This window comes from Pseudoalteromonas sp. NSLLW24 (assembly GCF_015864725.1).
Classification (GTDB): Bacteria; Pseudomonadota; Gammaproteobacteria; order Enterobacterales; family Alteromonadaceae; genus Pseudoalteromonas; species Pseudoalteromonas arctica.
This window is the reverse complement of sequence record NZ_JADYWQ010000002.1, coordinates 83583-109507: the sequence shown is the minus strand read 5'-3', so window position 1 is coordinate 109507 and position 25925 is coordinate 83583. Positions and strand designations below refer to the sequence as shown.

26 protein-coding genes are annotated in these 25925 nt (G+C 39.0%); 7 read left to right on the top strand and 19 right to left on the bottom strand.

Translation table 11 applies throughout. The features are described 5' to 3' along the window. Positions 1–36: 36 nt before the first annotated feature. The 4 genes from I6E72_RS02115 to rlmD all read right to left on the bottom strand — a co-directional run bounded on the left by I6E72_RS02115 (position 37) and on the right by rlmD (position 6124). Positions 37–1671, bottom strand: coding sequence for a CTP synthase (locus I6E72_RS02115; RefSeq protein ID WP_197110899.1), 1635 nt, complete (start codon positions 1669–1671; stop codon positions 37–39). 162 nt (positions 1672–1833) lie between these two features. After that, entirely contained in the window at positions 1834–2631 is a 798-nt protein-coding gene (gene mazG / locus I6E72_RS02110) for a nucleoside triphosphate pyrophosphohydrolase (protein WP_121953495.1), read from the bottom strand. Positions 2632–2633: 2 nt separating this feature from the next. Then, positions 2634–4790: a GTP diphosphokinase gene (gene relA / locus I6E72_RS02105; RefSeq protein WP_121953494.1), complete on the bottom strand. Its 2157-nt coding sequence runs from the start codon at positions 4788–4790 to the stop codon at positions 2634–2636. A gap of 8 nt (positions 4791–4798) precedes the next feature. Then, positions 4799–6124: a 23S rRNA (uracil(1939)-C(5))-methyltransferase RlmD gene (gene rlmD, locus I6E72_RS02100; RefSeq protein ID WP_121953493.1), complete on the bottom strand. Its 1326-nt coding sequence runs from the start codon at positions 6122–6124 to the stop codon at positions 4799–4801. Positions 6125–6233: 109 nt separating this feature from the next. On the opposite strand from rlmD, the gene barA reads away from it, so the two are divergent. Continuing rightward, a complete protein-coding gene (barA, locus tag I6E72_RS02095) occupies positions 6234–9008 on the top strand; it encodes a two-component sensor histidine kinase BarA (protein WP_007583105.1) in 2775 nt (924 codons plus the stop codon). 82 nt (positions 9009–9090) lie between these two features. Here the strand turns inward: barA and pdxJ are convergent, their stop codons facing one another. The 10 genes from pdxJ to rpoE form a co-directional block, all read right to left on the bottom strand. Further along, positions 9091–9822 (bottom strand): pyridoxine 5'-phosphate synthase, encoded by a 732-nt coding sequence (gene pdxJ / locus I6E72_RS02090; protein WP_007581734.1) that lies wholly within the window; start codon positions 9820–9822, stop codon positions 9091–9093. Positions 9823–9844: 22 nt separating this feature from the next. Continuing rightward, positions 9845–10537 (bottom strand): DNA repair protein RecO, encoded by a 693-nt coding sequence (recO, locus tag I6E72_RS02085; protein ID WP_007581733.1) that lies wholly within the window; start codon positions 10535–10537, stop codon positions 9845–9847. A gap of 20 nt (positions 10538–10557) precedes the next feature. Next, positions 10558–11490: a GTPase Era gene (era, locus tag I6E72_RS02080; RefSeq protein WP_007581730.1), complete on the bottom strand. Its 933-nt coding sequence runs from the start codon at positions 11488–11490 to the stop codon at positions 10558–10560. Then, entirely contained in the window at positions 11480–12157 is a 678-nt protein-coding gene (rnc, locus tag I6E72_RS02075) for a ribonuclease III (protein WP_007581728.1), read from the bottom strand. The genes era and rnc overlap by 11 nt, the downstream gene beginning before the upstream one ends. A 2-nt stretch (positions 12158–12159) precedes the next feature. Continuing rightward, positions 12160–13095 (bottom strand): signal peptidase I, encoded by a 936-nt coding sequence (lepB, locus tag I6E72_RS02070; protein WP_024589998.1) that lies wholly within the window; start codon positions 13093–13095, stop codon positions 12160–12162. Between the two features lie 16 nt (positions 13096–13111). After that, positions 13112–14899, bottom strand: a complete 1788-nt coding sequence (gene lepA / locus I6E72_RS02065) for a translation elongation factor 4 (protein ID WP_007581724.1) — start codon at positions 14897–14899, stop codon at positions 13112–13114. Between the two features lie 275 nt (positions 14900–15174). Further along, on the bottom strand, positions 15175–15624 hold the full coding sequence (locus tag I6E72_RS02060) for a SoxR reducing system RseC family protein (protein ID WP_154903490.1): 450 nt from the start codon (positions 15622–15624) through the stop codon (positions 15175–15177). Positions 15625–15643: 19 nt separating this feature from the next. Then, positions 15644–16594, bottom strand: a complete 951-nt coding sequence (locus I6E72_RS02055) for a MucB/RseB C-terminal domain-containing protein (RefSeq protein ID WP_007581719.1) — start codon at positions 16592–16594, stop codon at positions 15644–15646. Between the two features lie 4 nt (positions 16595–16598). Continuing rightward, positions 16599–17216 (bottom strand): sigma-E factor negative regulatory protein, encoded by a 618-nt coding sequence (locus I6E72_RS02050; RefSeq protein ID WP_007581717.1) that lies wholly within the window; start codon positions 17214–17216, stop codon positions 16599–16601. 1 nt (position 17217) lies between these two features. Beyond that, entirely contained in the window at positions 17218–17799 is a 582-nt protein-coding gene (rpoE, locus tag I6E72_RS02045) for an RNA polymerase sigma factor RpoE (RefSeq protein ID WP_002958721.1), read from the bottom strand. 246 nt (positions 17800–18045) lie between these two features. Here rpoE and nadB point away from each other — a divergent pair, with 246 nt between their 5' ends. Beyond that, entirely contained in the window at positions 18046–19656 is a 1611-nt protein-coding gene (gene nadB / locus I6E72_RS02040) for an L-aspartate oxidase (protein WP_007581714.1), read from the top strand. Here nadB and I6E72_RS19680 read toward each other — a convergent pair. Together I6E72_RS19680 and I6E72_RS02035 are read right to left on the bottom strand one after the other, a co-directional pair. Next, a complete protein-coding gene (locus tag I6E72_RS19680) occupies positions 19631–19987 on the bottom strand; it encodes a hypothetical protein (RefSeq protein WP_007581712.1) in 357 nt (118 codons plus the stop codon). The genes nadB and I6E72_RS19680 overlap by 26 nt on opposite strands. A gap of 55 nt (positions 19988–20042) precedes the next feature. Beyond that, a complete protein-coding gene (locus I6E72_RS02035; RefSeq protein WP_007581709.1) occupies positions 20043–20294 on the bottom strand; it encodes an FAD assembly factor SdhE in 252 nt (83 codons plus the stop codon). A 164-nt stretch (positions 20295–20458) separates the two neighbouring features. Here I6E72_RS02035 and ygfZ point away from each other — a divergent pair, with 164 nt between their 5' ends. Together ygfZ and I6E72_RS02025 are read left to right on the top strand one after the other, a co-directional pair. After that, positions 20459–21370 (top strand): CAF17-like 4Fe-4S cluster assembly/insertion protein YgfZ, encoded by a 912-nt coding sequence (gene ygfZ / locus I6E72_RS02030; protein WP_010553210.1) that lies wholly within the window; start codon positions 20459–20461, stop codon positions 21368–21370. A 12-nt stretch (positions 21371–21382) separates the two neighbouring features. Then, positions 21383–21868 (top strand): FKBP-type peptidyl-prolyl cis-trans isomerase, encoded by a 486-nt coding sequence (locus I6E72_RS02025; protein WP_007581704.1) that lies wholly within the window; start codon positions 21383–21385, stop codon positions 21866–21868. 41 nt (positions 21869–21909) lie between these two features. On the opposite strand, the gene I6E72_RS02020 is transcribed toward I6E72_RS02025, so the two are convergent. Genes I6E72_RS02020 through I6E72_RS02010 form a run of 3 tightly spaced genes read right to left on the bottom strand, consistent with a single transcriptional unit; the run spans position 21910 to position 23593 of the window. Further along, positions 21910–22392, bottom strand: coding sequence for a hypothetical protein (locus I6E72_RS02020; RefSeq protein ID WP_197110897.1), 483 nt, complete (start codon positions 22390–22392; stop codon positions 21910–21912). 25 nt (positions 22393–22417) lie between these two features. Further along, positions 22418–23230 (bottom strand): DUF481 domain-containing protein, encoded by an 813-nt coding sequence (locus tag I6E72_RS02015; protein WP_197110895.1) that lies wholly within the window; start codon positions 23228–23230, stop codon positions 22418–22420. A gap of 42 nt (positions 23231–23272) precedes the next feature. Continuing rightward, positions 23273–23593 (bottom strand): HI1450 family dsDNA-mimic protein, encoded by a 321-nt coding sequence (locus tag I6E72_RS02010; RefSeq protein WP_007581697.1) that lies wholly within the window; start codon positions 23591–23593, stop codon positions 23273–23275. Between the two features lie 367 nt (positions 23594–23960). Between I6E72_RS02010 and I6E72_RS02005 the strand changes: the two genes are divergently transcribed. From I6E72_RS02005 to I6E72_RS01995, 3 genes are all read left to right on the top strand, one after another. After that, the gene (locus I6E72_RS02005) at positions 23961–24752 is read left to right on the top strand and encodes a crotonase/enoyl-CoA hydratase family protein (protein ID WP_197110893.1); all 792 of its coding nucleotides are present in this window, start codon (positions 23961–23963) and stop codon (positions 24750–24752) included. A gap of 71 nt (positions 24753–24823) precedes the next feature. Further along, positions 24824–25177: a CidA/LrgA family protein gene (locus I6E72_RS02000; RefSeq protein ID WP_024609017.1), complete on the top strand. Its 354-nt coding sequence runs from the start codon at positions 24824–24826 to the stop codon at positions 25175–25177. Then, positions 25170–25913: an LrgB family protein gene (locus tag I6E72_RS01995; protein WP_197110891.1), complete on the top strand. Its 744-nt coding sequence runs from the start codon at positions 25170–25172 to the stop codon at positions 25911–25913. Before I6E72_RS02000 ends, I6E72_RS01995 begins: the two co-directional genes overlap by 8 nt. Positions 25914–25925 lie beyond the last annotated feature (12 nt).

Below are 25925 nucleotides of genomic sequence, written 5' to 3'. Positions count from 1 at the left end.
ACAAAAAAGCCGTGCAATATGCACGGCTTTTTTAAATTATGATGACGCTTTCTGGTGGATATGAGCGGCAGCTACAAACCCTTCGAATAGCGGATGACCATCGCGTGGTGTTGACGTAAATTCCGGATGGAATTGAGCGGCAATAAACCAAGGGTGATCTTTATTTTCAATAATTTCTACCAGTTTTTTATCTTCTGATAAACCAGTGAAGCTCAAACCTGCTTTTTCAAGTTGCTCTACAAAGTTATTGTTAACTTCGTAACGATGACGATGACGTTCTACAATTTCATCACTACCGTACATTTCATGCACTTTAGAACCCGGTGTTAAATGACATTTTTGTGCGCCTAAACGCATTGTGCCACCTAAATCAGATTTTTCGCTGCGTGTTTCAACATTACCTTCAGCATCAAGCCATTCAGTAATTAAACCAACAACGGGAGCCGCAGATTTGGCATTAAACTCTGTTGAGTTAGCATCAGTAAGACCGGCAACATTTCGTGCATATTCAATAAGCGCTACTTGCATACCTAAACAAATACCTAAATAAGGCACCTTGTTTTCACGCGCATATTTAGCCGCTAATATCTTACCTTCAACACCTCGACCACCAAAGCCGCCTGGCACTAAAATAGCGTCTAAATTAGATAACAGCTCAACACCTTTGCTTTCAAGATCTTGTGAATCTACATATTGAATATTTATTGTTAAACGATTTTTAAGACCCGCATGTTTTAATGCTTCGTTAACCGATTTGTACGCATCTGGTAATTCAGTGTATTTACCAACCATACCAATGGTCACTTCACCCGTTGGGTTAGACTCTTGATAAAGTACTTGTTCCCACTCAGCTAAATCAGCTTCAGGTGGATCTAAGTGAAAACGACGACATACGAAGTTATCTAATTCTTGCGTTTTTAATAGCGCTGGAATTTTATAAATACTGTCTACATCAGGTAATGAAATAACCGCTTTTTCTTCTACGTTTGTAAATAATGAGATTTTTGCACGCTCATTATTTGGTAGTTTACGGTCTGAACGACAAATAAGAATATCTGGTTGAATACCTACTGAGCGTAACTCTTTAACAGAGTGCTGAGTTGGTTTTGTTTTAACTTCACCTGCAGGGCCTAAAAATGGCACTAACGTTAAGTGAATAAATAGCGCGCGTTCGCGGCCAATTTCAGTTCCCATCTGACGAATTGCTTCAATAAACGGTTGTGATTCTATATCACCTACAGTGCCGCCAATTTCTACAATAGCAATATCATAACCTTCAGCACCGTCGTATACACGTTGCTTAATATCGTTAGTGATATGTGGAATAACCTGAATAGTAGCGCCTAGGTATTCACCACGGCGCTCACGACGTAATACGTCTTCATATACACGGCCTTGTGTGAAGTTATTACGACTAGTCATTTTGGTACGAATAAAACGCTCGTAGTGACCTAAATCAAGGTCAGTTTCTGCGCCGTCTTCTGTAACGTAAACTTCACCGTGTTGAATTGGGCTCATTGTGCCTGGGTCAACGTTGATGTAAGGATCCAGCTTTAAAATGGTAACATTTAAACCACGGGCTTCTAAAATAGCGGCCAGTGAAGCTGCGGCAATACCTTTACCCAACGAAGAAACAACTCCGCCAGTAACGAAGATAAATTTTGTACTCATGCGAACCCTAGAATATCAGGAATTAAAAGGAATATAACACCCAAAGAAGAGCCTAAGGGTATATCATCAAGACGGGGCGAAATTGTACCAAAACACTGCTTATCAATCCAGCTAAAATTAGCTAATACGCGCACAAAAAATGTGCACTATTTAACATTAAGCCTATTTTACTTTTTTAATCGCATCCCACGCACTATCCATCTCTTCAAAGGTGGCTGTATCTAAGCTTTTACCTTGCGCATGCAAATAGGCGTTTACCTTTTCAAAACGCGCTGAAAACTTATCATTAGCGCTACGAAGCAGTTGTTCGGGATCTCGTTTAATATGGCGTACAACATTAACAGTGGCAAAAAGTAAGTCGCCGAGCTCTTCCGCTGTATGATCAGATAACGGGTCTTGCTCAATCGCTTCTTTTACTTCAAGCACTTCTTCGCTCACTTTATCAAGTGCACCATGATACGTTGGCCAATCGAAACCAAGTGCGGCAACCCGTTGTTGAATTTTTTTGGCTTTACTTAAACTTGGCATATTGGCAGGAATATCTTGCCAAAAAGAAGGTGATTCTGTTTGCGCTCTAGCACTGCGTTCTTGTGCTTTGATTGCTTGCCACTGTTGCGATAGCTGCTCGTCTGTTAGCTCTTTTTTATCGCCAAATACATGCGGGTGGCGACGTGTAAGCTTATCGTTTAATTGCTCCACTAGATCATTAAAATCAAATAGATTTTGCTCTTGTGCAAGCTGCGCATAAAAAATAATTTGAAATAACAAATCACCCAATTCACCTTTAAGCTCACCTAAGTTGCCTGACTCAATACAGTCGGCAACTTCGTATGCTTCTTCTAGTGTATGCGGCACAATAGATTTAAAATCTTGTTTAAGATCCCACGGGCAACCATCCTTGGGATCTCGCAGTGTTTTCATTATGCTAAGAAGCTGTGTAAGCGCTGCATTATCATTCATGATTAATGACCACGCTTGGCATCGTGTACACCTTCAATTTGGTGTAACTTAGAAAGAACACGATTAGTACCCGATAAGTCATGTACTTCTATTTGCATCGTAAATATAGCTAACTGATTATCTTCAACCGTATTTACGTTCATGTTTAAAACATTTACTTTTTCGTTAGCAAGTACTGAGCTTATATCGCGTATTAGCCCTGAACGATCGGTTGCTTCTATTTTAATACTTAGTGCGTACGAGCCGTTGATATCATCAGACCAACTTACCGAAATAACACGCTCTGGATGCTGATTTTTTAAGTTATTAAACGAATCACAGTCTTCCTTATGAACACCTATTCCTCGACCTTGCGTTATATAACCTATTATCTCATCGCCAGGGACAGGACGACAGCATTTGGCTACATGGCTCATTAAGCTACCAACGCCATCAACCACTATGCCGTTTTTGTCACCGGTTACTTTGCTAGGCGCTTTAATACGAATAACCGGTTCATCTTCTGTCCGATCACTTACAAAGTTAAGCATTTGATTGAGGCGTACATCGCCCGCACCAATTGCAACCATTAAGTCATCAAGTTCTTTAAAGTTAAAACGCTTGATGGCTGGCTCTAAATCTTTGTATGTTAAATTAAGCTTTTGTAATTCACTGTCGAGAATTTCTTTCCCCGCACTTAAGTTTTTGTCGCGGTCGAGCTGTTTAAACCAGTGATGAATTTTGGCTCTAGCGCGCGATGACTTAATGTATCCTAATGACGGGTTTAACCAATCACGACTTGGATTTGGTTGTTTTTGGGTCAGTATTTCTACCTGATCCCCAGTTGTAAGTTGATGCGTGAACGGCACTATTTTGCCGAATATTTTTGCACCAATACAACGATGCCCCACATTTGAGTGAATGTAGTAAGCAAAATCAAGCGGTGTAGCGCCAAGTGGTAAATCAATAATATCGCCGCTTGGGGTAAATATGTATACGCGGTCTTCTACTACTTGGTTTTTAAGCTCTTCTGCTAAATCGCCACCATCAACCACTTCTTCTTGCCATTGAAGTAACTTACGCAACCAGCTAATTTTTTGCTCATAACCCGAGCCGCGTCCCGGTAATGCACCTTCTTTGTACATCCAGTGTGCAGCCACACCCAACTCAGCATCTTGATGCATATCGCTGGTACGAATTTGTATTTCTACTGTTTTACCTTCAGGCCCAAATACCACGGTATGGATTGACTGATAGCCGTTTTGTTTTGGGGTTGCTACATAGTCGTCAAACTCTTTATTAAGATGACGCCAATTGGTGTGCACAATACCCAGCGCTCCATAACAATCTTGTAGGCGTTCAACAACGATACGCATTGCACGAATATCAAAAAGCTGATCAAACTCGTAGTTTTTTTGCTGCATTTTTTTATAAATGCTGTAAATGTGCTTGGGGCGGCCATAAACTTGGGCCTCTATTCCCGCTTCACTTAAACGGTTTTTTACTTGCTCAACCATATCTTCCATATAGGCTTCGCGCGTAAGACGTTTGTCGTCAAGTTGTTTGGCTATGCTTTTATAGGTGCCTGGGTGCAAATATCTAAACGATAAATCTTCCAGTTCCCACTTTAATTGCCCTATTCCTAATCTGTTTGCCAATGGTGCAAAAATATCAGCCGTTTCTTTAGCGGCAATGACGCGGTCTTCTTCATCCGCATTTTTTACATTACGTAAATGACATACCTGCTCGGCAAGCTTAATGACCACGGCGCGCACATCTTCAACCATGGTTAATAACATTTTTCGAATATTATCAACTTGCATAGTTCCTTTACCTTGATGCGATAAAGTACTAATAGTGGCCATTTGTGCAACCCCAGTTAACAGCATGGCTATATTACTACCAAGCTGCTCTTCTATGGTTTCTAATGATATTAAATCGTTTAAAAAATACGGGGTTAAATACGCAGTAGCTAACGATTCGGGGTCGAGATTTAGCTCAGCTAAAATTTCAACCATTTCGATTGCAGTAGTTTGCCTGCTTTCATTATCACATTTTACGCAGAGCGCTTGCGCTTTAGTAAGTAGCTCTGTTTTTTCTTCAGACAAGGCAAGAAATAAAAGCCGAGTGCTAAAATCTGTTGTCTCATCTTGTTGATGTGATTGTCGTGTAGCTACCATAATGCGTTCTACCTCCGTTGAAATAACGCCATAGTTTCAATATGCCCTGTATGAGGGAACATATTCATTAGCCCAATTTTATTAAGATCAAAGCCAGCTTGTGAAATAATTGCGCTGTCACGGGCTAAAGTAACAGGGTCACAAGAGACATATAAAATAGTTTTAAACTGCTTTAAAGATAATTGCTCTAATACAGCCATTGCACCAGTCCTAGATGGATCGAGTACAAGCACATCTAAGTTTTTACTAAACCATGGGGCGCTCTGTATGCTTTGCGTTAAATCAAAGCAATGAAACTGCGCATTGGTAATAGAGTTAGTTTGCGCATTTTGAGCAGCCATTGCAACCGCTGAAGTCACACCTTCTACGCCAATTACAGATTTTGCTTGTTTTGCCAACACTAATGAGAAATTACCAATGCCACAAAATAAATCCAATAAATTTTCATCACCTTTTAAATCAAGCCAATTTGCGGCTTGCTTTAACATAGCTTCGTTAACTTGCGCATTTACCTGAATAAAATTACCTAAACCAAATTCAAATTTTAGATCAAACTCTTTAAGATAATAAAACGGCATGGCTAAGTGTGAATGCTCAATTACATCGCTCTCGCTTTGCCATACAACTTCAAACTGTTGGCTTTTTGTTATGTGCTCAACCAAAGCCTTTGTATCATCGTTAATTGCTTTAGTGTGACGAATAACAACAAAGTTTTTCTCATCACTTTGGCATAACTGTAAATGGCTTATACTGTGCAGCGCTTTGTGTTGATTAATTAAACCATCAAAAAGTGTAAAAACATCTGCAAATACTTCATCAAGTACTGCACATTTATTAATACTGACAATATTTTTTGAACCACTGGCTCTGTAACCAACACGCATTTTTTTTGCTGCTTTATCAAACATAACGGCTATGCGAGCGCTGCGCCTGTAATGCACAGACTTACTTAATAATGGAGCTTGCCAGTTTAAGCTGTTTAATTTAGCAAACTTACTAAATAGCTGAGTAACTGCAGTTTGTTTTTCTACAACTTGTTGGCTTACTTCTAAATGCTGTAATTGGCAGCCACCACACTGATTATAGTGCTCACAAAAAGCGTCTACTCTTGATTCACTCGCTTTAATAACTTTAATTACTTTTGCACTGCTGTATTTAGCTTTATCTTCGACGAGCATTGCTTTAACTGTTTCATTTGGTAATGCACCGCTTACAAAGCATACTTTATTATTATGCTTCGCAATGCCACGCCCTTGATGATCCATTCCCGTTATATTTAATTCTAATGTTTGTTGCTTAAGCGGTTTTTTTTTCGCTTTAAAAATTTGCGCCATTAGGCATTACCTTCAGTTTATTTATGAAGCACCTATATTTAGATGCTTTAGAATGCGTGTTGAACCGTATATACTCAAATCATACTAATAACGATAAAACGCTCCCATTATGACCAAATTAGGCTTACGCGATTCTGTTTTAACACTGACCCTGATCCCAACGGTGATCATAGGATTACTACTTGGTGGCTATTTTACAATAAATCGTTACATTGAGCTTGATGAAATTTTATATCAGCAAGGTACTACTATTTCTGAGCCCCTTGCTATTGCGCTTGAGCAACCCATGCTCGAAAAAAACAAACAGCTATTGAATCGCCTTATAAGCTACACACATAACAAGCACTCCCCTACAATTAAGTCGATTGCAATTTTTGATAAAAATAATGCGCTATTAATGACGAGTAATTATCACCGCTCATTTGAAAAGTTAATTAATCAAAAGACGCTCATAAATTTAAAAACGACCCACGTGCAAAAGTCAGATGAGCTTGTTACATTCTTCACGCCCATTATTAACCATACAAGTCACGACTCTAAATGGGATCCATCTGCTTTTCAGTCATCTCTGGGCACCGTTATTATACAGCTAAACAAAGACCAAGCTGTTATAGGGCAGCAACGTGCTTTATTAATTAGCGGTATTGTAATTATTTTATCATTGGTATTTGCAGCAATTTTAGCTTTAAGGTTAAGCCGCATGTTTATGACGCCGCTTAATAAGTTAGTACTTGCAACCGACAAGTTAGTCGAAGGTAAAAGAAGTACTGGCCTTAACGACAACATGATAGGTGAATTTGAGCTATTGCGAGAAGGCTTAAATACCATTGCTCACACTATGGTGATGCAAAAAGATGAAATGCAAAAAAATATTGACCAAGCAACTAGCGACTACCGCGAAACACTAGAGCAATACGAAACTTCAAATATAGAGCTCTCATTTGCAAAAAAAGAAGCTCAAGATGCTAACCGCGTAAAATCAGACTTTTTAGCTAAAATGAGTCACGAACTTCGTACTCCGTTAAATGGTGTTATTGGATTTACACGCCAGCTTTATAAAACACCACTAAACAAGCATCAAAAAGATTATCTCGATACTATTATGCTATCAGCAAATAGTTTAATGACTATTATTAGCGACATTCTAGATTTCTCCAAACTAGAAGCGGGTGCAATGGAACTTGAGTCGATTCAGTTTCAACTTCGTGATGCTGTAAATGAAGTGATGACGCTACTCGCTCCTAGCGCACACGATAAGCAATTAGAGCTATCCATTTACATTAACCAACAAGTACCAGATGACTTAACGGGCGATCCCACTCGCTTTAAACAAGTGCTGATAAACCTATTAAGTAATGCGATTAAATTTACTGAAAAAGGCTCCATTAAGGTCGACATAAGCCATCGGTTACTCGACGACGAACGCACCTCTTTACTTGTGTCAGTAACAGATACTGGCGTGGGTATACCTATGGATAAGCAAGACTCTTTATTTACTCCATTTGGGCAAGCAGACTCAAGCATTACACGTAAGTTTGGTGGTACAGGTCTTGGCCTCATTATTACTAAGCATATTGTTGAAGCGATGAATGGCCGCATAACATTAAACTCTGCACCAGGTAACGGTACCTGTTTTACATTCAATAGTGTGTTTAGTTTGCCCAATCATGTATTTACTAACGACTTACCGACTAAATCGCTCATTGGTAAACGTATTTTGTATTTAGAGCCACACGAGCATACACATCACGCTGTACTTTCGTTATTGACTCAATGGGAATCAAGCGTAACGGCATGTTTTAACGAGACTAGCTTTTTAGACGCTATAAAAAATACTGAACATAAATATGATGTTTGCTTAATTGGCCATATGGCATCAGTTGATGATATGCAGCAACTAAAAAGCTATGTAAAAGCCGTGCGTGAATCTACTGATTACTTATATTTAATGCTTAATACTGTATCGCACAATATGCGAGAAGCCTTTATAGGCAGCGGTGCTGATGCGTGTTTAAGTAAACCACTTAATCACCGTAAGTTATGTGAAGTACTTGCTGCACCTTACAGGCTTGACCACCCTACTCATAATATTGAACAAAACGATCAAGCTTTGCTGCCGTTAAAAGTATTAGTTGTTGATGATAACGATGCCAACTTAAAACTTCTCCATACTTTATTAAGTGAACAGATTGAAGTAATAGAAACGGCACATAATGGTTCACAAGCATACAGCTTAAGTAAAAGTCATAAATACGACATAATTTTTATGGATATTCAGATGCCAATTATGGACGGTATAACCGCATGCAAGCTTATACAAGAATCATCACTTAATGAAGATACACCAATTATAGCTGTAACGGCACACGCCCTTCAAAGCGAAAAAGAGCAACTACTAAAAGATGGCTTTAAAGGCTATTTAACTAAGCCTATTGATGAAGATATGCTTAAACAAATTATTAGCGATCATAGTCCACAGACCCCGGTTAATCGCGATAAAGCTAAAACAGATACACCACAAAGCCCGGCTCCATTTCAAAGTAGTCGAATTGATTGGGCACAAGCCCTGCAGCGTGCTGGAGGAAAGAGCGAGTTAGCGCTAGAGATGCTTAATATGCTACTTCTAAGCGTCCCTGAAACTCTTACATTGCTTGCTAAAGCGATAGAGAGTAATGATTGTCAGCAAGTCCTAAGTATTGTCCACAAGTTTCATGGCGCATGTTGTTACACTGGTGTACCAAAACTTAAATCACTCGCAGAAACAATTGAAACATCACTTAAAAATAAATGCTTGTTAGAGAATATTGAACCTGAATTATTTGAGTTACAGGACGAGCTTGAAAACTTACTTGCTGATGCAAGCGTAACTGAGCTACAAAGATAAGCTTTGAATTTTAGATACAAAAAAACGCGGCATTAACCGCGTTTTTTTAATTAAGCTTTTTAAATACTTATGTAGATTCGTATTACATTCTTGCTTCAATCATTAATCGTTTCATGTCGCGTACGGCTTTATCGAGCCCATCTATCGCTGCACGAGCAATAATAGCGTGGCCAATATTTAGCTCATAAATCTCAGGCATCGCGGCAATGGGTTTAACGTTATGGTAATGAAGACCATGGCCAGCGTTAACAATCAAACCTAAGCTTGCTGCGTATTTAACACCTTCACGAATATGCTCTAACTCTTTGTGTAAATCAGTATCATTTGTTGCATCAGCATACGCGCCTGTGTGTATTTCTACATAAGGAGCACCACATTCTTTAGCTGCATCTAATTGTGCTTTATCTGCATCAATAAATAGCGATACTTTAATACCCGCGTCGGTAAGCGTTTTTGTTGCGGCTTTAATTTTATCTATATTACCCGCTACATCTAAGCCGCCCTCGGTGGTTAACTCTTCGCGCTTTTCAGGTACTAAACACACGTACTCGGGTTTTACTTCAAGCGCTATCTGTATCATTTCATCGGTAACAGCGGTTTCAAGATTCATGCGAGTTTGGATAGTTTTAGCCATCACATAAACGTCGCGATCTTGAATATGGCGTCTGTCTTCACGTAAGTGAATCGTAATACCGTCTGCGCCTGCATGCTCTGCTACACTGGCTGCATGCGCTGGATCTGGGTAACTTGTTCCACGCGCTTGACGAAGTGTTGCAATATGATCTACGTTTACACCCAAAAGAATATCTTTCATTTTCTTACCTGTAAAATTACGTTTATTGAGAGGCCATAAATAGCTCACGGCTTTTTAATGGTTTACTACCTAATAAGGGTTTTAATAAATAGCGACTTAATTGCTTTGCCATATATAGCACATCACTTTGGCTAAAGTCATGATTTGCTATGGCGTTGAGTTGTTTGCCACTAAATCCAGAACGCGTATCTTCTTGTACTAAAAAACCAAGTTCGGGGAAATAACTATACGTCTGCTTTTCATCTATTGGTTCACCACTGGCATCAAAACTAAAATCCACGCCATAACCGAGTAATTCCAATAATTGAAATTCGTACGAGCGAAGCACTTCTTGTAAATTGGCTCCGCTGTTTAGGTTTCCTAGGTGGGATTTATATAGCTCAAATACTTGTTCAATTGGCTCATTAACAGGAACGATGCGGTTAGTCAGTTCGTTCAAATAAAAACCACAATAAAGCTCATCACCTTTTAAAAAGTGCGGGTTACCATGCAGTTCAAACTTATTGATATATTTTAAATCGTACTTGCCACTGTAATTAACAAGGAGTGCCTGGAACGGCTGAAGTTGTGCTTTATGTTTAGTGGCCTGGCGACCACTAATTCGGGCCAGCATTCTTAACTGACCAACGCCTTCTACAAGCATATCTAACATTACCTGGGAGTCACTATACGGACGCCTATGTAATAAATACGCGGTGTAGAAGTCGCTATCCATTCACTAAGCTACTGCTTGGTTTAGTCTTCACTGTAACCTAAGCTTCTTAGTGCACGTTCATCATCAGCCCAACCCGACTTAACTTTAACCCAAAGCTCTAAAAATACTTTGTTATCAAGCATTTCTTCTATGTCTTTACGAGCTTCACGGCCAATGGTTTTTAGCTTTTCGCCTTTATTACCAATAACCATGCGTTTTTGTGTTTCGCGCTCAACAAGAATTAACCCATTGATGTGCCAAATACCGTTGTCTTGCCATTTAAACTGCTCAATTTCAACAGTCACAGAATACGGTAGTTCTTCACCCATAAAACGCATTAGCTTTTCACGAATAACTTCAGCTGCCATAAAGCGCATTGAACGGTCAGTTACATAATCTTCAGGAAAGTAAAATTCGCAAGGAGGTAAGCGTTTAGTTACCTCTGCTTTGATTAAATCAACGTTTTTACCTTGCGTTGCCGATACTGGCATAATTCCAACAAAATCAAACTTGTCACTTAACCACTTCATATGAGGCAATACAAGATCACGGTCTTTAACTTGGTCAATTTTATTAATAACTAATAATACAGGCTTACCACTTTGCGATACTTTATTAAGTACCATATCGTCATCTGCATTCCAATGAGTGCCTTCAACGACAAAAATAATAAGCTCTACATCGCCGATAGAACTAGACGCTGCTCGATTCATTAAACGGTTAATAGCACGCTTTTCTTCAACGTGTAGACCCGGTGTATCTATGTATACCGCTTGGTGTTTATCTACGGTATGAATACCCATAATACGATGACGTGTAGTTTGTGGTTTACGTGAGGTAATACTCACTTTTTGCTCAATGATTTCATTAAGCAAAGTCGATTTACCTACGTTTGGTCGACCGACAATCGCCACCATTCCACAAAATGTATCTACATCACGTTCATGAGGCTGTATTAAGGTATCAAGGTTCATTTTTAAGTATCTTCAATGCTTTTTCAGCAGCTTTTTGTTCGGCCTTACGGCGCGAGCTACCAACAGAAATTATGCTATCCATTCCATCAACAATACATTCAACCGTGAATGTTTGATTGTGTGCTTGGCCTTGTGTATCAACCACTGTGTAGCCCGGTAACGATAATTTACGGGCTTGTAAATACTCTTGCAGCAGGGTTTTAGGATCTTTCTGGTTAAGCCCTGGTGAAATAGCATCCAAACGTGATTGGTACCACGCCAATATAAGATCGCCACAACTGTCGATACCTGAATCTAGAAATGCAGCGCCTATAATAGCTTCTACTGCATCAGCAAGCGTTGACTCGCGACGAAAACCGCCACTTTTAAGCTCGCCCGGCCCTAAGCGTAAATAATCGCCTAGACCAAATTCAAGACCAAACTCAGCAAGTGTTTGACCACGCACAAGTGTTGAACGCATGCGGCTTAAATCGCCTTCACGCGCTTTAGGGAATTTGGCATAAAGTGCATTGGCAATCACAAAGCTTAAAATCGAGTCGCCTAAAAATTCTAGTCGCTCATTATGTTGGCCTTTATGGCTGCGGTGCGTCATTGCTTGTTCAAGTAAACCTTGATCAGCGAATTCATAGCCAATTTTTTTATATAATTCTGTTACATTTTTTTTCATCGTTACTGAATATTACCTAGGCGTTCAAAGCGAACACCAGTTGGAACCCATCCTGGTAAAATATCATCAGGGCCATTCTCAAATTCAAAACTCATCCATATAAAGACAGCTTTACCCACCAAGTTTTCTTTTGGTACAAAGCCCCAAAAGCGACCATCTTGGCTGTTGTCGCGGTTATCACCCATCATAAAATAATGATCAGCAGGAACAGTCCATTCATCAGAAGGCGTGCCCGGTTGCTGATAGTAACGCCCTTTTCTTTCAGGCGCTTGTGGGTTGATTAATATATCATGCGTAACTGTTGTTAAATTTTCATTCACACGAGCTAGAGGCATTGGGCCTTGTTTAAATTCGTTATCATTAATTAGTTTAAAATCAATTTTATTGAATTCATTACATAAAAGCTCACCCTGTTGGGTTTCGCCTTCTTTACAGTTTGGCTGAATATATAAACGTTTATCACGATAAACAATTTTATCGCCAGGTAAACCAATCGTACGTTTAATATAGTCAACACTTTCATCTAAAGGGTATTTAAAAACAACAATATCACCACGCTCTGGCTCACCTACGTCAACTAACTGAGTGCGCCAAACTGGGTCTTTTATTCCATATGAATACTTTTGTACTAAAATAAAGTCACCCACTAACAGTGTAGGCATCATTGAACCAGATGGAATTTGAAACGGTTCAAAAATAAATGATCTAAAAATAGTAATTGCTGCAATCATCGGGAAAATCGACTTTGCTGTTTCTGTTAGTACTGGTTCTGGTGCAATTAATGCCGCAGTTTCTTCATCTAACGGAGCTCCAGCAGACGTTTGCGCTATCGCTAAGCGTTCCTGTCTTTTAGGTGCATACATTAAGTGATCTATTAACCATATTAAGCCTGAGCCTAAGGTTAATAGCACCAATAAAACTGAAAAATAACCAGCCATTTATAATCCTTTGTTTTTATTTACCAACTTTTAAAATAGCTAAAAACGCTTCTTGAGGCACTTCAACATTACCTACTTGCTTCATACGTTTTTTACCATCTTTTTGCTTTTTAAGTAGCTTTTTCTTACGACTCACATCGCCACCGTAACACTTAGCAATTACGTTTTTACGTAACTGTTTTACCGTAGTACGTGCAATAACGTGTTGTCCAATCGCTGCTTGAATCGCAATATCAAACATTTGACGAGGAATAAGCTCTTTTAATGCATCAGCTAATTGGCGACCACGAGACTGAGCACCATCACGGTGAACAATAATCGCAAGTGCGTCAACACGCTCACTATTGATTAAAATATCAACACGCACCATATCTGATGTTTGAAAGTGTTTAAAGTTATAATCAAGCGATGCAAAACCACGGCTTGTTGATTTTAATTTATCAAAAAAGTCCATTACCACTTCAGCCATAGGTAGCTCATACGTAACAGCTACTTGCTTTCCGTGATAGGTCATTTTTGTTTGGCTACCGCGTTTTTCAATACACAAAGTAATAACATTACCTAAGTATTCTTGTGGTACCAAAATATTAGCTTCAACAATCGGCTCACGAATTTCTAAAATATCGTTTACTGCAGGTAAATCAGACGGGTTATCAATCTGGAATGTACCTTCTTTAGTAACTATCTCATAGATTACCGTAGGTGCCGTTGTAATTAAATCAATATCGTATTCACGCTCTAAACGCTCTTGAATGATTTCCATGTGTAGCATACCTAAAAAGCCACAGCGGAAACCAAAACCTAATGCAGTTGAATTCTCTGGTTCAAAGAATAACGACGCATCGTTTAAGCTTAATTTATTAAGCGCATCACGGAATGATTCATACTCATCAGATGCAATTGGGAACATACCTGCATAAACCTGAGGCTTAATTTTTTGAAAACCAGGTAAACGAAGTGGAGCCGCATTTTTTTGATGAGTTATAGTATCGCCTACTGGCGCACCATGTATCTCTTTGATGCCAGCAATAACAAACCCTACTTCACCTGTTCTTAAAATACCGGTGTTAGTTTGCTTAGGTGTAAACACACCCACTTGGTCGGCAGTATGTATATGCTCATTCGACATTATTTTTATTTTGTCGCCAGTGCGTAATTCACCGTGCTTAATACGCACTAATGATACAACGCCTTGGTATGGGTCAAACCAAGAATCGATAATAAGTGCTTGTAGAGGTCCATCTGTATCGCCTACTGGCGGCGGAACATCTCTAACAATCATTTCAAGAACTTCGGCAATACCTACACCCGTTTTAGCGCTACATTGCACTGCATCAAGGGCATCAATACCAATAATTTCTTCAATTTCTTCTGCAACGCGCAAAGGATCCGCTTGCGGTAAATCGATTTTGTTAAGTACTGGAATTACTTCTAATTCCATTTCAATAGCGGTGTAACAGTTAGCTAATGTTTGTGCTTCAACGCCTTGGCCTGCATCGACAACGAGTAGTGCACCTTCACATGCAGCTAAAGAACGCGATACTTCATATGTAAAATCAACGTGTCCTGGAGTATCAATGAAATTAAGTTGATAAGTTTCGCCATCGTTCGCTTTGTAATTCAACGTTACACTTTGCGCTTTAATGGTAATACCACGTTCGCGCTCAATATCCATTGAATCCAAAACTTGTTTTTGCATTTCACGGTCGGTTAAACCGCCACAAACTTGGATCAAACGATCTGAAAGGGTCGATTTACCATGGTCAATATGGGCGATGATCGAAAAATTACGGATATGCTTCATAAACTGGATTCTATACTTCTATTTTAATGGACTAAATATGAATACCTAAGTGACTTGAAAATACTTGCTGTAGGATGCCATAAGCTCAGTTTGTAAATTACAAACATCACGAATGCTTTTTAATATTGATTAAAACCATTTTATTTATTGAATAACAATAAGTTAAATTTATTTAACTTACATAATTCAGCTAGATAAAATAATTTAAAAAACCACTATTCCCTGTATTTCCAAGTTACTTTGGTATAAAACGGCAATTTTACATTTAATTGGCGTCAATCACCATCTATTTGAGTTAAAGGGATACTAATTGGGTGAATTTTTATAACTTTTATATCGTGCTTTAGCGATTTCACGCGAGTTTTAGCTATAAAGAAACCAGTAACACCACCTAAAGCTGCAGCTAAAATTTGCCAACCTTCACAAGACATAAATAATTGCGCTGCAATCAGTGCAAAAACCAGACTTAAAAGCAGTGGTAGCATGTATACCGCAAATGCATGCTTAACGACGTGACTATCATCAAGTGACAAGGTTACCTTTTGTCCTACTTCAACAGAGGATTCAAATTTATAAGGGAAGGTTTTTTTTGCAGTGCCAAACAGCTTACCAAACACTTGTGAGCCGCAACGACCATTGCAGCCTTCACAAGCTTGTTTTTGTTGTGCTTCTAAATGAGCAATGTGGCCATCGAGGGCCACAACAGTGAGGGTTTGTTCAATCATAACAATCCTTACGAATCGTTTATAATGCGCGGGTAACTGACTCAGCAATCGCTTTTGCGGTCATACTCGGTACATTACCAACAACCGATACATCAAAATTACCGCCATTATGCACATATACTGTCGTTGCACCAGAGGTTAGTGCACCACTTAAACGCTTACCCGGTAATGGACGCTGAATAAATACCGAAATTTCAACAAAACCATCAGAGAACAAGTAATAGTCTGTTAATTCGTTATTTAAATCGAGCTTATGTCTGTCTGATTTTAGTAATTCAAAGCCATCCGGTAACCAACTAATTTGCCAGTTAGTAGCTGTACTGTCTTCGTTTATAAGTGCATCGTTTGGTAAAGGCGTTGGAAAGTTTCGATTGAGCACTTCAAGTAACATACCTGCTGGCTGCTCTGTCACACTAATGTGAGTAAGCTGTAACTGCTCTAAGGCCTCACCTTCATGGTTAACGTACGCGGCTTTTAGTAATAACGACGATTCCATATCCAGCCAAATCCAATAATTATATTTATACTCGTCTTTAGATTCTATGCGAACTAGTTGAGCAGCACGCCCTGCAATACGACCTTTCCCGCCTAATACAAAATCATAGTGCGCGCTTAAGCGATCTATATCTTTAAAAAGCACTTCAGGAATTGGACCCGCTATTGAATCTGTTTTTAGGGAGTATGGTTCTGACTGAGGTTCAAAATAAGTAACTTGGTTGTCAATACGGACCATTTCAAGCCCAGCACCGTTAAGTAAACTTAAATGCTCAAGTTCTGTGTCACCTTGTAAAGCATGCACCCATCGGTAGGGTTCCATTGTTTTACCTTTGACAACCACAAACGAAGCGTCAAAATTACGGGTGTGAACGGCATTAGCCATTTTTAGTAATAAATCTTTGGCAGGATTTGTGTCGTTGGCAAATGCATTAAAGCTTACTACCAACGACAGAACAAAAGTGATTACTTTCATTTAATTAGTTTTTTTCCTCAGACGCTTTGGTATTAGTTTGCGCTGTTTCTAAAGAATTCGCAACTCGTGCTTGGCGTTGATGCTCAAGGACTAATGCACCAATACGTTGTTGCTGTAATTCACGTAAACCTTGCTCTGCATTTTCAAGCGCAGGCTCAGATGAGTAACTTACTGGCGACGCCATACCTGTCAGCGGTGTGGTTTGTAGTAATGGAATTTCGCTTTGTTGCTCGTTGTTACTTTGAGGAAGCGTATTAACGCCCACAATAGCAAACATTGCCACACTGGCTGCAATTGCTAGTTGAGCAACTGGCTTGCGCCAATTAAAAGCCACTACTTTATTATCTTGTACCGTCTCAGTGATTGCTTGAGGCTGTGTTTTTGACTGACTAAAGTCAGCATAAACAGGCTCGCTTTCTAGTGCTAATGCAACGCGATCGCTAATATCAATATGTATGTCGTTATTATTTTTTTGAGCACGCATCGCATCACCAATTAACGCATAACGGCCAAACGTAGTTACATCTTGCTCTGCAATTTTTGCATCTGTCAGATGTTGCTCGCCATCAAGTAATGCCGATAACGCTTCGTTATCTAACTTGTTAAGGTGTGCTTTTGTCATACTAAGACTCGCCTATTAATGGGTTTAATTTGTTATCTATTGCTTCACGGGCACGAAATATACGCGAACGCACAGTCCCGACCGGGCAATCCATTACCACTGCTATTTCTTCATAGCTCATCCCTTCGATTTCTCTAAGGGTGATTGCGGTTTTAAGATCTTCAGGCAAACTATCAATCGTATTAAAAATAACAGCGCGTACTTCTTCGCTTAAAAGTAGGTTTTCAGGAGATGCATTAGATCGCATTGAATCTGCACAATCATAAAACTCGGCATCTTCAGCGTCTATATCATTTGCTGGCGGCTTACGCCCCTGGGCTACTAAGTAATTTTTAGCACAATTAACGGCAATACGGTATAACCACGTGTAAAAGGCGCTGTCACCTCTAAAGTTAGGAAGTGCACGGTAAGCTTTAATAAAAGCCTCTTGTGCTACATCAGCAATATCGCCTTGGTTTGATACATAACGTGAGATCAAACCTGCAATTTTGTTTTGATACTTCTTTACTAATAGGTTGAAGGCGTTTTTATCTCCTTGCTGGACCCTTTTTACTAGCACTAAATCTAATTCCTGCTCGCTCATTCGAGCCGGTACTCCTATGTCTGATTTTTGCTTGTTATTCATATTGTCGTCATTGTTCACAAATTCTCTGACCTCTTTATGAATAAAAAGTTCTGCTTAATATTATTTTTTTATAAAATAGATGATAAATAACGGCGCTAAGCCTTTAAAATCACTACGTAGTAGTATGACAAATATGGTACAACTACAGATATTAAAAACAAATATTGCTCTATACGAGCATTGTAACCGCAAAGTACCTCTGACATGAACCAAAATAAACATCATATTGCAGATGTCGCTATTATAGGTAGCGGCGCAGCAGGCTTATCACTTGCATTATCTCTAGCTAATTATTGTAACGTTACCGTGATCAGTAAAGGAGCGCTTACAGAAGGTTCTACTTTATATGCTCAAGGTGGTATAGCAGCTGTATTTGATAAACAAAACGACAGCATAGAATCTCATGTTGAAGATACACTCGATGCGGGCGGCGGTTTATGCGACAGAGACGCTGTTCATTATACTGCCAGCAATGCTCACGATTGCCTACAGTGGTTAATCGACCAAGGTGTTCCCTTTGATATGGAGTTTGATAGCAAAGGAAAAGAGCGTTTTCATTTAACACGTGAAGGCGGTCACAGCCATCGTCGTATTTTGCATGCAGCCGATGCTACTGGCAAAGCTGTGCAAACCACGCTTATTAGCCAAGTTAAAATTCATAAGAATATAACGCTCTTAGAGCAATACAATGCTATTGATTTAATTACAGATAAAAGCGCCGGAAAAACAGGATCACACATTGAAGGTATGTATGTGTGGAACAAAAAAGCTAAAAAGGTAGAAACCATTTCAGCTAAATTTGTTGCTCTTGCCACTGGTGGCGCAAGCAAAGTGTATTTGTATACATCTAATCCAGATGTATCAAGTGGTGATGGCATTGCAATGGCATGGCGCGCAGGCTGTAAAGTTGCCAATATGGAATTTAATCAATTTCATCCAACGAGCCTTTATCATCCAGAGCTACAAAACTTTTTAATTACAGAAGCTATGCGCGGTGAAGGGGCTTATTTAAAACGACCTGATGGCACTCGTTTTATGAAAGATTTTGACAGTCGTGAAGAACTTGCTCCACGCGATATAGTGGCACGCGCAATCGATTTTGAAATGAAGCGTTTAGGTGCTAATTGTGTTTATTTAGATATTAGCCACAAAGATAAAGACTTTATTATTGAGCACTTTCCTACTATTTACGCAAAATGCCTAAGTGTAGGGCTTGATATAACAAAAGAAGCAATCCCAGTTGTACCTGCTGCGCATTACACTTGTGGTGGCGTAATGACCGACTTTAACGGTAAAACAGATCTCGATAACTTGTATGCTGTTGGCGAAGTCGCTTACACAGGCCTACATGGTGCAAACCGTATGGCAAGTAATTCATTATTGGAATGTATTGTATTTGCCCACGCTGCAGCTAAAGATATTTTAAGTAAAATTGAACATGCACCAGAGCCAATGGCTCTACCTCATTGGGATGAAAGCCGTGTTAGTAACTCTGATGAAGAAATTGTTATTACCCATAACTGGCATGAACTACGTTTATTTATGTGGGATTATGTAGGTATTGTACGCTCTACTAAACGCTTAGAACGTGCACTGCATAGGGTTGAGTTGCTGCAGCAAGAAATACATGATTATTATGCAAACTTTAGAGTAAGTAATAACTTGCTTGAGCTTCGTAACTTAGTACAAGTGTCAGAACTCATTATTAGAAGTGCAATGGAGCGAAAAGAAAGCAGAGGCCTACATTATACTATTGATTACCCTGAACAAAATGAAAATCCAACACCGACTATTTTGACTCCAAAACGCAATTAATCGCGCTTAAAGTAGCACGTTTTAGACGCGCATAGCTTTGTTCATTAACACCATTGGCTGAAATTATAAGCCAATGGTTGTTACTAAAACCTTTAATATGTAGCCATATATTGTTGCCATAAAAACGGCTTTTTTTACTAATTTCACCCTGAATTTTTAAACCTTCACCCTCAAACCTAAATAGCTTGGGTTCTAGAATTATAACGCCATGGTTTGGATGAATTGCCAACACTTTTTGCCACACTAAAAAGCCAGCTAATATATTAATTATCAAACAAAAAAGCATAGCTAGTAGCGAATCTAAAAATAAACATAATATTAAACTGAGCATGCAAAAAAAGACCACAATAGGTTTGTGGTCAGCGTTATTATTAGTAACTGTAAACCTATACACGAACTCGGTCTAAGATCAGCGAAACCATACCGTTTAACTGCTCATCTTTACATTCTTGATGACCCATAAACCATGCAAATAAGTCAGGGTCTTCTTCTGTTAGCAAACGCTGAAAAATAGCCTGTTGCTCTGCGCTCAAAGAGTCGTATGCTTCTTCAACAAACGGCATAAACAAAACATCAAGCTCTAACATGCCACGACGGCAAGCCCAACGAATACGTGCTTTACTATGAATTTCAACCATTTTAAACCTCATACTTAATTGACTCGAGTTTAACAAACACAAGCCTATTTAGCAGCTATTAATCTCTCATTAAAGAATAAACCCGCACCAATAAGCGCTTGTCTGTACCATACGTAACAACTGCGTTATTATGTCACTTCATTTATATTGCAAAGAAGGTTTTTATGTCGAGCGTTTATGCATGTCCGTTATCTCATCAACTTATTAGCCTCTGCGGTGCTGATAAATTATCTTATTTACACGGGCAAATCACTCAAGATCTAAATAAATTAACCAGCAGTAATTATTTGTGGGCTGGCCATTGCAGCGCTAAAGGTAAACTTTGGGGCGTATTTAAATTATTTTCTTATCAAGACAGCTACTACCTTACAGGCAGCGAAAACGAAGTAGAAAAATCGTTAGCTGAGCTAAAAAAGTATGCCGTATTTGCAAAAGTTGACATTAGTGCATGTTCAAAGCGATTAATTGGTCTCATTGGTGATGATTTATCGGATGTACTCGCACAACTTGATATTAACTTTGAAGGTGATGCGAGCGCGTGTGACTTTGAAAGCGGTAAAGCACTAAAATTAGCTGATAACCGTGTTTTATTGATGGTCGATAGCCAGTTTAGTATGCCTGATGACGTATCTACACTTGATAACGAAGCTCCTTGGCAACAAGCATCTATGCTTGCAGGTGAACCTCAGTTAAGTGCAGATGCAATTGGCGAGTATGTTCCTCAAATGGTAAACCTACATGCTATTGACGGTATAAGCTTTAAAAAAGGGTGTTATACCGGTCAAGAAACTGTGGCTCGCATGAAGTACCTAGGTAAAAATAAGCGTGCAATGTATATAGTCTCAGGTCAAAGCGAAGGGATACTTTCAGAGCCCGATTTAGAAACCCAATTAGGCGAAAATTGGCGCCGTGCGGGTAAACTTATTGCACAAAGCTTTAATGAACAAACAAATAAATTAACAGGCCTCGTTGTGTTGCCAAACGATACTGATGTAACTCAGGTACTTCGTGCAAAACACACACCTCAGGTGGAGCTAAGCATTCTGCCTCTACCCTACTCTCTTGAAGATGAATAAATAGGAATGACTATGATCGTTGCGGCAAACAAAGTGGTAAAAATGCATTATTCGGTAATGGATAATGATGGCAATAGCATTGATAATTCGTTCGGTGGTGAGCCACTACACTTTATCATTGGCACAGGCTACTTAATTTCAGGCCTAGAAAATGCTTTGCAAGGCAAACAACCAGGCGACACACTTAGCGTAAAAGTTGAACCTGATGAAGGTTATGGCGAACGCCACGATAACCTAATGCAAGCTGTACCTAAGTCGATGTTTGAAGGTATGGAAATTGAAGTCGGCATGCAATTTCGTGCATCAACAGATGATGGTGACCAATCAGTAATGATCATCGATATCCAAGATGAAGAAGTTATTGTAGATGGTAATAACCCACTTGCAGGCATAACACTTAACTTTGATGTAGAGATACTAGAAGTACGTGATGCAACCGAAGAAGAACTCACTCATGGTCATGTACATGGTGAAGGTGGGTGTGGTCACGACCACTAATACACTGTTAAACCAAGAAAAAAGCGCCTAGGGCGCTTTTTTTATATCATATTGTTGCGCTTAACCGTTTCAGTTTTTGCCTTACTAGACAGCGCGATTGATACATTCTTTTCTTTTAGAGCGGCGAGTAAACCTTTTTGATCGTTTGTGCCAACTCGATACAAAGTGCCATCTTTAAGCGTTAGCTGTATTGCACTAAAGCCAGATACTGTATACACCCAACCATCGTGAGTAATTCGCATACCAATACCGTGTCTGTAAGAGTTTTGAACTGCCTTAGCTTCTACTACTTCGCCAAGCTCAATACTTTGCCCTGCAACGCCTGGGCCAAACGCCCAGCTAATTTTTTTATCATCTACTTTTACTGTTAGACCATGGAACAAAAAGCCCACCAGCACTAAAATCCCAGCAAATATAATTAAAGGTCCATCAGCGCCTAACAAGTTCCATGCAAGCGCTACAAAACCGCCTATCCACGCTAATACAAAAAAGATAAACACCGCATACTGTTTATGCTGATACATAATATTCTCTAAATTAAATAAATACTTAAAAGCTGTACACCAATGTAGCACTCAGCTCTGAGTCAAACTTGAGTTTATCATCTTCGGGTTTTGAATTATAACGATACATGTAGGTAAATTTGAGTGATACCGCACCAATCACTTGGCTTATTAGTGCGGTTTCCGATTTTAAGCGAGAATTAAGACCTGAGAGCGACTGCTCTATACTCACATCTTGATTAAAACGAGTACGCTTAGAAACCAAACGTTCCCACTGCATTGCAACACGTACTAAATAACCGGTTTTATTAATTTCATCTTCGCTCACATCCGAATCTTCATCGGCTACTGAACGGTATAAACCAGGTCCTATATCAATATCTACTTTGTTTTTAGAGCCTTGATATACACGTGCACCATAGCCTGTCGCCACCGTACTTTTAAAATCAAGTCCACTAAACTCATCTTCTTCGTAATCACCGTAAATAAAAAATGAGGAGTTTTTAACACCAACTTTATAGTTACCTTGCGCTGATACAAAAATACGATTAGCTGTAACATCAGTGCCACCGCTTTCATCGTTCTCATCACGCTTATAAAGAGAGTCTATTTTAAATTGGTTACGCCACTTTTCAAAGTCTTGGTATAAATTACCTTTGAGCTTAAAACTGGTCGAATTGGTGTTACCTTTACTTAGAATAAAGCCAAATTCAGTATCACCGTAGAACATGTCACCTTTGTGTAACTCATGAATTTCTTCATCAGAGAGCTTGCCATATTCATGAAAATCTTCAAATGGATCAACGGCCCAACTTGGGCTGCTAATTATTAAAAAAATTAAAAATAAATACTTACGCACAATACTCTCTCTGCACACAATTATAAAAATAAGCCGTATTGCTTATTCAGTTTCTTTCCATAAAATATGACAAAACGGAGCATCTTTATCACGACTAATCAAAATTTTAGCAAACAAAACATCATCGTTTTCAAATTCTAAACCAACCAACACCTGAATAAAGTGCTCTGGCTCTATTTCAAGGGCTACAAAGTCTTGCCACTGGTCATCTGGCTCGTCTTCTTCAATAAAGCCTAGGTCTTCTCTAAACTCATTAAAGTCTTCAACATCTTTTTCACTCAAGTTATTTGGCGCTAACTCTAAAAAAATATCATAAGCTTGGTGAGTAGCTTCTTCTACCGTATATAAACGTGGACCCGACATATGTGCTTAACCTTAAGCTTTTAAGTTGCGCTATATTATCAAATCTCATCATCATTTTGATAAAAAAAAGCTTAAAACACTGACTTTTTTGTAACCGAGTCATGCTTTATTCAGCATACAACTAAAACGACAAATAAAAACTCACCTAACCTATTGAATATAAAGATTACTTTTATTATTTTAGTTAAAATAACAACGTAAAATATTTTTATTATCTTAGGTCCGAATTGTTTAGCCTTTTCTCATCTAAAACCAATCCTTTAAGACTACGGCTTTAGCAATAAATTCCATTTATTTAAAAAATACGGTCACTTTACTTAATTCCTATAACAACATAAGCTCAACCAACAGGTCAGAGGAGTGTGTAATGATAAAACTAGAAAAACAAAATGGCATTGCAACCGTCACGCTTAGCAGAGCAAAAAAACAAAATGCATTAAGCTTTGAAATGTTTGTAGAGCTAAACAAAGCCATTAAAAATATAAAAAGAGATCGTAGTATTCGTGCTGTGGTAATAAAAGGCGATGGCGAGCATTTTTGTGCAGGCCTTGATATATCTGCAGTAATGGCTACACCAATGAACATAGTGAAATTATTGCTTAAATGGTTACCTGGCAATCAAAATTTAGCGCAAAAAGTAGTATTAGGCTGGCAGTCACTGAGTGTGCCCGTTATTGCACAAATTGATGGCAACTGTTTAGGGGGTGGTTTGCAAATAGCTTTGGGGGCAGATTACAGAGTTGTTCATATTGATGCCAAACTTGCCATTATGGAAGCGCGTTGGGGATTGTGCCCCGATATGGGCGCAAATGTAATGATGAGCGGTTTAGTTAAGCGCGACCAAGCACTTTGGCTTGCAAGCCACGCAAACCCAATCACTGCACAACAAGCAAATGAGCTAGGTTTGGTTACTAAACTTACCGATGATACTCAGCAAGCAACGCAAAACATGCTCGATACATTACTTGAGCGTTCACCAGATACGCTCGCTGCAATTAAACGCATTACACAACTTAGCTATAAACCAAACCAACGAAAAATACTCGCTAAAGAAACCTTCAGCCAAATTCGCTTATTGTTAAACCCAAACACTAAAAAAGCAATTGCTAAAGCAAAAGGAAAAGCGAATATAACCTACGCAAATACAAAGCACTGGTAGACTATTGCACAATGCATAAAAGAGTTTGATTTGTTAAAGTTAAGCTCTTATCTTTTCTGTGAGCCACTTTGATGAAATATCTGCTCAGTAGCGCTATTATTTTACTATGTTTAGCCTGCGCTAAACTCATTATGCACTTTATTGGTGGAAGCTTTCCTGCACCGTTACTTGCTATGGTTATTTTATTAGTTTTACTCTTATCGGGTATTGTAAAAGAGCAACATGTAAAACCATGCGCCTCCCCTATTTTAAATATTATGCCTATCTTTTTCATTCCTGCGGGTGTGGGATTTATTGAACATCTCGGCCTTATAAAATCGCACTGGGCATTTTTAGCCTCAGTTGTGGTGCTAGTCCCTATAACTACCTTGTTGCTTGTTAGCAGTGTAATTGCGAACTTTAAGGGAAGAGAAAATAATGACTGATTTTACTTTTTCCGCTATTTCAGAGCTACAGCCTAATTTATGGTGGCTAAGTATTCCTTTTATTATTGTATTATTTTTAGCACTAAGGGCCGTAAACCAAAGTATAAAAAACAGCGTATTTAAATCGCTCACTAACCCCGTATTTTTAAGTATTAGTATTATCGCTTTATTACTAATTAACCTAAATCTGCCTTATACGCAATTTGCCTCGCACAGCAAATTATTAAGCTGGTTATTAGAGCCCGCGATTGTAGCTTTAGCACTTCCTTTATATCAGCAGTTTACACACGTACGAAAAAATCTATTACTCATAGTCGCAACATGTAGCTTAGGTATTGTTAACGCAACCGTTGTGGCATTTTTGCTAAGCATATTATTTAATGCGCCTGCGCAGCTAAGTGCATCTGTTGCCGCACTCAGTGTCACAACCCCAATATCTTTAATTGTTACTGAGTCATTAGGGGGGATTAGCTCTCTTGCTGCGGCTTTAGTTATTTTTATTGGTTTACTAGGCGCTTTATTTGGCTTTATGCTTTTTCAACTCATTAATATTTTTAATCACGAATCTCAAGGTGTTGCAATGGGCACAGCTTGTCATGCAATTGGGACTGCTGCTGCTATTGCTGAGCATCCAAAAGTAGGCGCTTACTCCTCAGTTGCAATGGCGCTAAGTGCTTTATTAACAGCAATTATAGTACCGCTGTTATATCCATTTTTAGTCAACATTTTGCTATAGTTGGAAAAATAC

Bases quoted from the DNA above. Each gene is read 5' to 3' on its own strand.
- I6E72_RS02000 (WP_024609017.1), top strand. From the start codon at position 24,824: ATGAAATATCTGCTCAGTAGCGCTATTATTTTACTATGTTTAGCCTGC.
- lepA (WP_007581724.1), bottom strand. From the start codon at position 14,899: ATGAAGCATATCCGTAATTTTTCGATCATCGCCCATATTGACCATGGT.
- I6E72_RS02050 (WP_007581717.1), bottom strand. From the start codon at position 17,216: ATGACAAAAGCACACCTTAACAAGTTAGATAACGAAGCGTTATCGGCA.
- rnc (WP_007581728.1), bottom strand. From the start codon at position 12,157: ATGAAAAAAAATGTAACAGAATTATATAAAAAAATTGGCTATGAATTC.
- I6E72_RS02060 (WP_154903490.1), bottom strand. From the start codon at position 15,624: ATGATTGAACAAACCCTCACTGTTGTGGCCCTCGATGGCCACATTGCT.
- I6E72_RS02055 (WP_007581719.1), bottom strand. From the start codon at position 16,594: ATGAAAGTAATCACTTTTGTTCTGTCGTTGGTAGTAAGCTTTAATGCA.
- lepB (WP_024589998.1), bottom strand. From the start codon at position 13,095: ATGGCTGGTTATTTTTCAGTTTTATTGGTGCTATTAACCTTAGGCTCA.
- mazG (WP_121953495.1), bottom strand. From the start codon at position 2,631: ATGAATGATAATGCAGCGCTTACACAGCTTCTTAGCATAATGAAAACA.
- I6E72_RS02115 (WP_197110899.1), bottom strand. From the start codon at position 1,671: ATGAGTACAAAATTTATCTTCGTTACTGGCGGAGTTGTTTCTTCGTTG.
- I6E72_RS02025 (WP_007581704.1), top strand. From the start codon at position 21,383: ATGATCGTTGCGGCAAACAAAGTGGTAAAAATGCATTATTCGGTAATG.
- rlmD (WP_121953493.1), bottom strand. From the start codon at position 6,124: ATGGCGCAAATTTTTAAAGCGAAAAAAAAACCGCTTAAGCAACAAACA.
- I6E72_RS02010 (WP_007581697.1), bottom strand. From the start codon at position 23,593: ATGTCGGGTCCACGTTTATATACGGTAGAAGAAGCTACTCACCAAGCT.
- I6E72_RS19680 (WP_007581712.1), bottom strand. From the start codon at position 19,987: ATGCTCAGTTTAATATTATGTTTATTTTTAGATTCGCTACTAGCTATG.
- I6E72_RS01995 (WP_197110891.1), top strand. From the start codon at position 25,170: ATGACTGATTTTACTTTTTCCGCTATTTCAGAGCTACAGCCTAATTTA.
- nadB (WP_007581714.1), top strand. From the start codon at position 18,046: ATGAACCAAAATAAACATCATATTGCAGATGTCGCTATTATAGGTAGC.
- pdxJ (WP_007581734.1), bottom strand. From the start codon at position 9,822: ATGAAAGATATTCTTTTGGGTGTAAACGTAGATCATATTGCAACACTT.
- I6E72_RS02035 (WP_007581709.1), bottom strand. From the start codon at position 20,294: ATGGTTGAAATTCATAGTAAAGCACGTATTCGTTGGGCTTGCCGTCGT.
- ygfZ (WP_010553210.1), top strand. From the start codon at position 20,459: ATGTCGAGCGTTTATGCATGTCCGTTATCTCATCAACTTATTAGCCTC.
- I6E72_RS02020 (WP_197110897.1), bottom strand. From the start codon at position 22,392: ATGTATCAGCATAAACAGTATGCGGTGTTTATCTTTTTTGTATTAGCG.
- era (WP_007581730.1), bottom strand. From the start codon at position 11,490: ATGAACCTTGATACCTTAATACAGCCTCATGAACGTGATGTAGATACA.
- barA (WP_007583105.1), top strand. From the start codon at position 6,234: ATGACCAAATTAGGCTTACGCGATTCTGTTTTAACACTGACCCTGATC.
- I6E72_RS02005 (WP_197110893.1), top strand. From the start codon at position 23,961: ATGATAAAACTAGAAAAACAAAATGGCATTGCAACCGTCACGCTTAGC.
- recO (WP_007581733.1), bottom strand. From the start codon at position 10,537: ATGGATAGCGACTTCTACACCGCGTATTTATTACATAGGCGTCCGTAT.
- relA (WP_121953494.1), bottom strand. From the start codon at position 4,790: ATGGTAGCTACACGACAATCACATCAACAAGATGAGACAACAGATTTT.
- rpoE (WP_002958721.1), bottom strand. From the start codon at position 17,799: ATGAGCGAGCAGGAATTAGATTTAGTGCTAGTAAAAAGGGTCCAGCAA.